Below are 6,702 nucleotides of genomic sequence, written 5' to 3'. Positions count from 1 at the left end.
TTCAGCTACCATTTGCAAAACAAGCTGTGTCAGAAGTGAGTGTGGATGGGGGAAAAGTCCGACTTAGGGGACAACCTCAAGCAGGCTGTCACTGGCGAGACTATAAAACTGTTTGGAATGTTGATAGTGTTAATCACATCCTCTCTATTCGTTGTGCTTATCTCAATGGTTTATTAGCTATTTGAGTCTTTCTGCCAAAAGTGGATGCTCCCGCTATTTTGAGCCATGTCTATACATAAACCACCAGTCATTAAAAGATCTATTAGGTTACAAAATAGCTCTACGAAAGTAATCTATAGAGCTACTACAGACATTCAAATAGTCACAAAGAAAGCTTCGCTGAATTAAAAGTGAAAAATAATCATTGAGGTAAATAATCATGGTACAAGCAATTGACAATCCTATTGCTGCAAATTTCCTGACTGATGCAGTAGTCGAGCGCCACAATTTCTCACAGTTAAATAAAACCCGTATTCGCTTCCGTATTCAGCTTAAAAAAAGTACAAAGTCTGCCGCTCCCAAATGGGCGGATGTACTAGTGCGATTCGTTGCTTAGGAATCGCGGTATCCAGTCCGTACATAACTAAGCCAACCTGACAGCAGATTACTGTCATTAAAGGTTGAACTCTCGGTCAGATGTAGGTGAAAGCCCTACCATTCAGACTCAGAATTGACTCCTCATCTGCCCACACCGAACAAGCTCGGTTCTTGTAGAGTGAAGCTCTTAACTGGGCGCAATCAGACGACCGTTGCGGGTTGACACTGGCGCTAACAGGGAGTTCCTATGATGAAACAGAGCCTAGAAAAGTGACTTATCCGCGGAAAAGGGCGCAACTCAAAACCCCTTATCTCACTGGAGTTCATTCCCGCCGTAGACTTTGGCACAGTAGCGGTAAGAGTCTGGGGAATCCAGTAGTCAAATTGGCTACATCTAACGGAACAATCAATCTCTCCGAGGGAACGAATAAAAACGATTTGTGAGTCCTGGGGCTTTCGTTCCCCAGGTACGCTAGACGAGAAGCGGAACTCTCACAAGTCGGGTAGGACAGACCGTAATTGGTCTGAGGTGTTCAGAAAATACAAACTCTAGAAGAGAAAATGATTAGACACAGTTATAAAACTAGTGAATCTTGGAAAGCCCTACCGTGGAAGAAATTCCGCCGAAATCTTTTCCGCCTTCAAAAGCGCGTATTTAAAGCGGTTCAAGTTGGAGACAAGCGGAAAGCTCGGTCACTCCAAAAGCTTATTCTAAAATCCACCTCGGCTCGATTTCTTGCAATTAGACAAGTATCTCAGCTAAATGCTGGTAAAAAGACGGCGGGTATTGATGGTAAGAAATCCCTCTCATTTGAAGAACGCTTCAACCTTGAAGAACTACTGAAAATGAACAGTGGAAATTGGAAGCATCAAGGCTTACGGGAAATCCCCATCCCTAAGAAGGACGGGACTACCAGAATGTTAAAAATACCAACCATCGCGGATAGAGCTTGGCAATGCCTAGCAAAATATGCATTAGAATCAGCACACGAAGCCACCTTCCACGCCAGGAGTTACGGGTTTAGAACCGGGCGCTCTGCCCATGATGCACAAAGATACATCTACAATAACCTACGCTCTTTCTGCAACGGAATAGAAAAACGAGTAATCGAACTCGATATCGAAAAGTGCTTCGACAGGATTAACCACTCAGCAATAATGGATGAACTCATTGCCCCCAAAGGTTTAAAACTCGGTATCTTCCGATGCCTCAAGGCAGGGGTAAATCCAGAATTTCCCGAACAGGGTACGCCTCAAGGGGGAGTGGTCAGTCCAATACTTGCTAATATTGCGCTCAACGGGATTGAAAGTATACACAGATACCACTACGCATATAAAAAAGGTAGCAAGGTACACGACAAGACCCCAAATGAGTCAATCGCAGAACCATCAGTCCGATACGCGGACGACATGGTTATTATACTCCGACCCGAAGATGATGCGACAGAGATACTTGAAAGAATCAGCGAGTTCCTCCGCAAACGCGGAATGAATATAAGCCAAAAGAAAACCAAAGTTACCGCCACGACAGATGGGTTTGATTTCCTCGGCTGGCACTTCAAAGTCCAGAAAAACGGAAAGTTTAGAAGTACTCCCTCAGTGGATAACTTCAAAGCATTCCGCAAGAAAGTAAAACACATCGTCAACAACTCGAATTATGGTGCTAAGGAAAAAACCACAAGGCTGGCTCCAATAATTAGGGGATGGAGAAACTACCACAAGTTCTGCAAGATGGACGGAGCAAGAAACTCTCTTTGGTTCCTAAATCACAGAGCATACACGGTATTTAATAAAGAACCCAAACAGACATGCCATACTAGCAAAGAGTTAGCTAAAAAGGCATTCCCGGCAGTTCCTTACTCCGAAAACAAACACGTCATGGTTCAAGGAATAAAATCCCCCTATGACGGAGATACAGCCTACTGGAGCGAACGCAACAGCAAGCTCTACGATGGTGAAACCTCTAAAGCTCTTAAAAAGCAAAACCATAAATGTGCATCCTGCGGCTTAAAGTTCATCGATGAAGAACGGGTTCACCTGCATCACATCGACGGAAATCACGCCAACTGGAAGAAAAATAATCTTGAAGCAATTCATGAGAGTTGCCACGATTACAAACACATGAGCAAAAGCGCAAGCTGAGAACATCGGAAGCTGGGTGCGGTGAAAGTCGCACGCCCAGATTTAACAGAGAGGTGCCCCGGATAATACCGGGCATCGACTCTACCAAAGCTGAAGTCTCTGAAATTGAATCAGACCTTGTGAAAGTCACAAATTCCGAAGTCGGTTTGCGAGGTATCAAGGTATTCAAAAAGCTGGATGAAGCTGCCGCACAACTTCGTCAAGAAATCGCTTCAGTTCAAGAATGGATGTCTGCTGATACTGGTGATTGGGTTTGTCCGATTGATTTGGCTCCACTCGTTTGGAATCAGTTAATCAATATTAGAGACAACATTGCTCCCGGTTTACGCAATCAATTAAAAGTTGACTACGAAGCAGGACTCGAAGATTATCAAGAGCGAATTGACCAGTTTCTCTCACTTAACACCTGGGAATTAGCACAGGATAAGCAAGAGTCAGTCAAAGCCAACTTATTAAGAGCATTCCCGACTCTGACCGATCTTGAAGACTATTTGCAAGTCGTTATTGGTCGCCCGGTAATTATCCCGGCATTGTCCGAACAACTGAACCAGCAACAAGCCGAATGTCTTGACCAGATTACCAAGTTCATTCAGCAGTATGACCAAAATCTGGAACAGAGATTAAGGGAATCTGCTTTAGCTGGTGGTGAACAACTCGCCGCCCAGTTGCTTGAAGAGTTGGCTGATTGGGAGCCAGGACGCAAGCCCGTACAGTTTAAAAGAAAAATGGAGCGTCATCTGATGAAGGTTCAAGTGCTACTGGCAAACGCTTCACCGGAGGCAGGCAGTAGCTTGGAGGCGATGATGACGCACTTGGATTCTATCGTTAATGATCCAGCGATTGAGTCTAAGAATCTTGGTAGTGAGGGGCGCAGTCAATTGCAGCAAAAAATGCAAGAGATCCGCATCAAGTTGTTAGATGAACAACGCAATCTACAATCACTTACGACTGACGACGTGGGCTTATCGAAGGCTACCGTGATGTCGTTTAAGTTCCGGTAAAAAAAAACAGTCTTGGGCGAGTGTGGATTCGCTCAAGACTGTTTGCGAATGAACTAGTTGCGCGATATGCACAATATCTTATGTATGATATCGCACTTCTACGTTGATCACATTTCTTCAATTCCAACTCATAAGCGATAACTTTATGTCACACTTCTCAACCGTTAAAACCAAGCTTGCTAATCGTGAATGCCTGGTACAAGCTTTGCAAGATTTGAAGCTGAATCCACAAATTCATGAAGAAGCGCAGCCACTAAAAGGATACTACGGTGGCTATCTTGGACAAAGCGCTGAAATCATCGTATCTAGTCGCACCATAAAAGCTCGTGCAGACATCGGATTCAAGTGGAATCAGTCAAGTGGTGTGTACCAGGTAATACACGACAGTTATGAAACAGTTCCAAAGTTGGGACAAGATTTTTTTAGTAACAAGTTGATGTTGGCTTATGGACAACGGATGGTTCGCGCTAAAGCTGCCGAATTACAAGAGCAGTTTGGAGAATGCGCGATCGCTGAAGAAACCCACGGAAGTGTGCAAACTCTACGGCTGACTTTTGCTGGACATCAGGAAGTTCAAAAGTACGTGAGGAGATAAATATGGAACGTTCAATACTGATTCATTTTGACAATGCTACAGGTGAAGTCCGAGTGGAGGCTGAGGGATTCGAGGGGCTGAGTTGTTTATCGGCTACACAACCGTTTGAAGAGGCACTTGGGGTTGTGGAGGGCGATCGCATTTTCAAAGAAGAATCAGCACCACAGCTTCGCACTACGAACAGTAGTCAAACACGCCTGCGTCAGTAATCAACACGGGGGAATCAACAAGTTCCCCCCTCAAAAAAAATCATGAACGAATTAGCTAAAGAATACCCATTTGTTCACGTTTACGCCCAGCAAAAACCAAGACAACCCGTGATCATCAAAGCTAGTACAGAGGGTTTGTGCGTACTTTTGAATGCAATAGTAACAGCGATTGCCTACCTAGAGAACAACGGTACAGCAGAAGTTTTTGACGGCGATGCCGAAGCCTATGAGGTGATCGTAAAAGTCGTAAACACACACGACGAATTATCTCCAGTTCCTTATCAAATTGAAAAACAATGAACCTCTCAAATCTTCTCTCCACACTCGATTCACAAATCCCCATTGCTGCGGTTGATGTCCTGTCTCCTGATGAAGCGACGATTATTCAGTGGCTGACTGCTGAAGCTAACAATAAGCTTTCAAGTCCTGTGTTCTTCTGGAATTTGGGAGTATCAACTTTGGAGCAATGTTTAATCGCAGCAGATGGGGGATTGGTGTTTAAACCAGTTGCAGAGTATAAGAAACCACAACACGGTGATCCATTGTTATATGTGTTTGATTACATTGCTAACTTTAGCGGAAATGGTATATTTATCCTCGGAGATATTCACCCCTTCATTGCTAAAAACTCACCCCAATTGAGTTGGGAGATTCTATCCAAAGTTAAAAACCTTTACCACAGGTTAAAACCTACAGATAAACGCATTGTCTTGTTGGGTCAGAACATACAATTACACGAATCCTTAGTCAGATTGATTCCTTATTGTGAAGTCCCTTTACCTAGTATTGACCAAATACTTGAACATATCAATTCTTATTTGCATGACTTACAACAGTCTGCTAGAGAGCAAGAATTAACTTTTGCTGTTTCCCTAGAAAATGCTGAATTTGAAACTCTCTCTCGTGCAGCGCTGGGTTTAACTTTAGAAGAAATTAGTGATTTCCTTCGGTTAACAGTCAAAGAAAACTTAACTAATGATGGTGTCCTGGTTGACGCTGATTTTATCCCCAAAGCCGTTGAGTACAAAACTCGGCTACTCTCTCAAATGGGTATCGAGTTGGGTAAACCTGCAACTATCCCGTTCGGTGGTTTGGATTTACTGCGCGAATGGCTGACTCGTCGCCGCCGCCTGTTTACAACTGAGGCACGAAGTCTTAGCTTACCGCAACCTAAAGGTGTGTTGCTGGCGGGCCCACCGGGTACTGGGAAATCTCACTGTGCCAAAAACATCGCTAGCATACTTAATCTACCACTTCTACAACTCGACATTGCGTCCCTTTTAGGTTCACTTGTTGGCGAGTCTGAGGGCAATGTCCGCCGCGCACTTAAAACGGCTCAAGCTATTGCTCCATGCGTGTTATGGGTGGACGAAATAGAAAAAGCCCTCTCCGGTAGCATCGGTGAGAGGTTAGAATGATTGCACTTTTGTCAAGAGGGTGCAGGAAAAGGCGATAAATCCAGCTTGGAGACTGGCTTTCGGAGATATTTAACTACGCCTAAGTCTTGATTTTCTGGGGCAGCAAAGTACTTGATAGGATCTTCAGCGTTACCTTTATCGTAGGCGACACTAAAATGATACAGTCCTCGATAAATCATCTCTAAAGAAATGCGGTCAAATGGTAAAGATAATTCATCTGCAACAGCATCTCCCAAATCAACCAAGACAGCATAAAATAACCAAGTAGCCCAGACTTGTAGCTTGACACCATTAATAGAACCAGTCCACAAATAAGACAGTCCCAATAAACGTTTTACGGAGTAAAAAGCTTCTTCAATTCTCCATCTTCTTCGATATAAATCTGCTACGACATAAGGAGGTAATATTTGTGGATCGAGGACAGAAGTAATGTAAGAATAGCTAGTTTTACCAATTTTAATTTCGATTAAACGTAAAGTGAGAACTGGTGCGCCGCGACGAACAGTACCTAGTTGAATCAATCTGTCTTTAATGGAATGGTCATAGCTGAAAATTTTTAAGTATTTAATAGATGCTTTGGCTTTTAAACGTGTAATAAAATGGACTTCTTGGTTAATGAGTTGTTGCAAAAATTGGAAATGATAAAAACCTCTGTCAAGTAAAATTAGAGTTTTAGCAGGCAATAATTTTAGTAAAGGAGCTTCAAAATTAGTCTCTGATGCGGCAGGATTGGTGTGAAACCAAACTTCTATCGGTAAACGAGTAACCAAATCAATAACTGTACAAATCTTTCCTGCTAA

Annotated in this window: 6 protein-coding genes and 3 pseudogenes; 8 read left to right on the top strand and 1 reads right to left on the bottom strand. The window is 43.3% G+C overall.

Going from position 1 to position 6,702, the window contains the following annotated elements; translation table 11 throughout:
- The 8 genes and pseudogenes from H6G97_RS42430 to H6G97_RS42395 all read left to right on the top strand — a co-directional run.
- Window positions 1-113: pseudogene (locus tag H6G97_RS42430) on the top strand (ISKra4 family transposase); the annotation flags it as partial.
- Window positions 114-379: 266 nt separating this feature from the next.
- The gene (locus H6G97_RS42425; protein ID WP_190946554.1) at window positions 380-556 is read left to right on the top strand and encodes a hypothetical protein; all 177 of its coding nucleotides are present in this window, start codon (window positions 380-382) and stop codon (window positions 554-556) included.
- A 542-nt stretch (window positions 557-1,098) separates the two neighbouring features.
- Window positions 1,099-2,679 carry a group II intron reverse transcriptase/maturase gene (locus H6G97_RS42420; RefSeq protein ID WP_190946553.1) on the top strand — a complete coding sequence of 527 codons (1,581 nt, stop codon included), beginning with the start codon at window positions 1,099-1,101 and terminating at the stop codon, window positions 2,677-2,679.
- Window positions 2,640-3,680, top strand: a complete 1,041-nt coding sequence (locus H6G97_RS42415; RefSeq protein ID WP_242055973.1) for a hypothetical protein — start codon at window positions 2,640-2,642, stop codon at window positions 3,678-3,680. The genes H6G97_RS42420 and H6G97_RS42415 overlap by 40 nt, the downstream gene beginning before the upstream one ends.
- Window positions 3,681-3,825: 145 nt before the next feature.
- Window positions 3,826-4,275 (top strand): DUF1257 domain-containing protein, encoded by a 450-nt coding sequence (locus tag H6G97_RS42410; RefSeq protein WP_190946552.1) that lies wholly within the window; start codon window positions 3,826-3,828, stop codon window positions 4,273-4,275.
- Between the two features lie 2 nt (window positions 4,276-4,277).
- Entirely contained in the window at window positions 4,278-4,484 is a 207-nt protein-coding gene (locus H6G97_RS42405; RefSeq protein ID WP_190946551.1) for a DUF2997 domain-containing protein, read from the top strand.
- A 42-nt stretch (window positions 4,485-4,526) separates the two neighbouring features.
- Complete coding sequence (locus H6G97_RS42400) at window positions 4,527-4,784, top strand: hypothetical protein (RefSeq protein WP_190946550.1); 258 nt, start codon at window positions 4,527-4,529, stop codon at window positions 4,782-4,784.
- Window positions 4,781-5,881, top strand: a pseudogene (locus H6G97_RS42395) (AAA family ATPase); the annotation flags it as partial. The gene H6G97_RS42400 and the pseudogene H6G97_RS42395, both read left to right, overlap by 4 nt.
- Before the next feature lie 44 nt (window positions 5,882-5,925).
- On the opposite strand, the pseudogene H6G97_RS42390 reads toward H6G97_RS42395, so the two are convergent.
- Window positions 5,926-6,702: pseudogene (locus H6G97_RS42390) on the bottom strand (IS4 family transposase); the annotation flags it as partial.

The sequence above is a fragment of the Nostoc flagelliforme FACHB-838 genome, assembly GCF_014698065.1.
GTDB classification, from domain to species: Bacteria; Cyanobacteriota; Cyanobacteriia; order Cyanobacteriales; family Nostocaceae; genus Nostoc; species Nostoc flagelliforme_B.
The sequence above is the reverse complement of the archived record's forward strand: the minus strand, read 5'-3'. Positions and strand labels throughout refer to the sequence as shown.

Bases quoted from the DNA above. Each gene is read 5' to 3' on its own strand.
- H6G97_RS42425 (WP_190946554.1), top strand. From the start codon at position 380: ATGGTACAAGCAATTGACAATCCTATTGCTGCAAATTTCCTGACTGAT.
- H6G97_RS42420 (WP_190946553.1), top strand. From the start codon at position 1,099: ATGATTAGACACAGTTATAAAACTAGTGAATCTTGGAAAGCCCTACCG.
- H6G97_RS42410 (WP_190946552.1), top strand. From the start codon at position 3,826: ATGTCACACTTCTCAACCGTTAAAACCAAGCTTGCTAATCGTGAATGC.
- H6G97_RS42405 (WP_190946551.1), top strand. From the start codon at position 4,278: ATGGAACGTTCAATACTGATTCATTTTGACAATGCTACAGGTGAAGTC.
- H6G97_RS42400 (WP_190946550.1), top strand. From the start codon at position 4,527: ATGAACGAATTAGCTAAAGAATACCCATTTGTTCACGTTTACGCCCAG.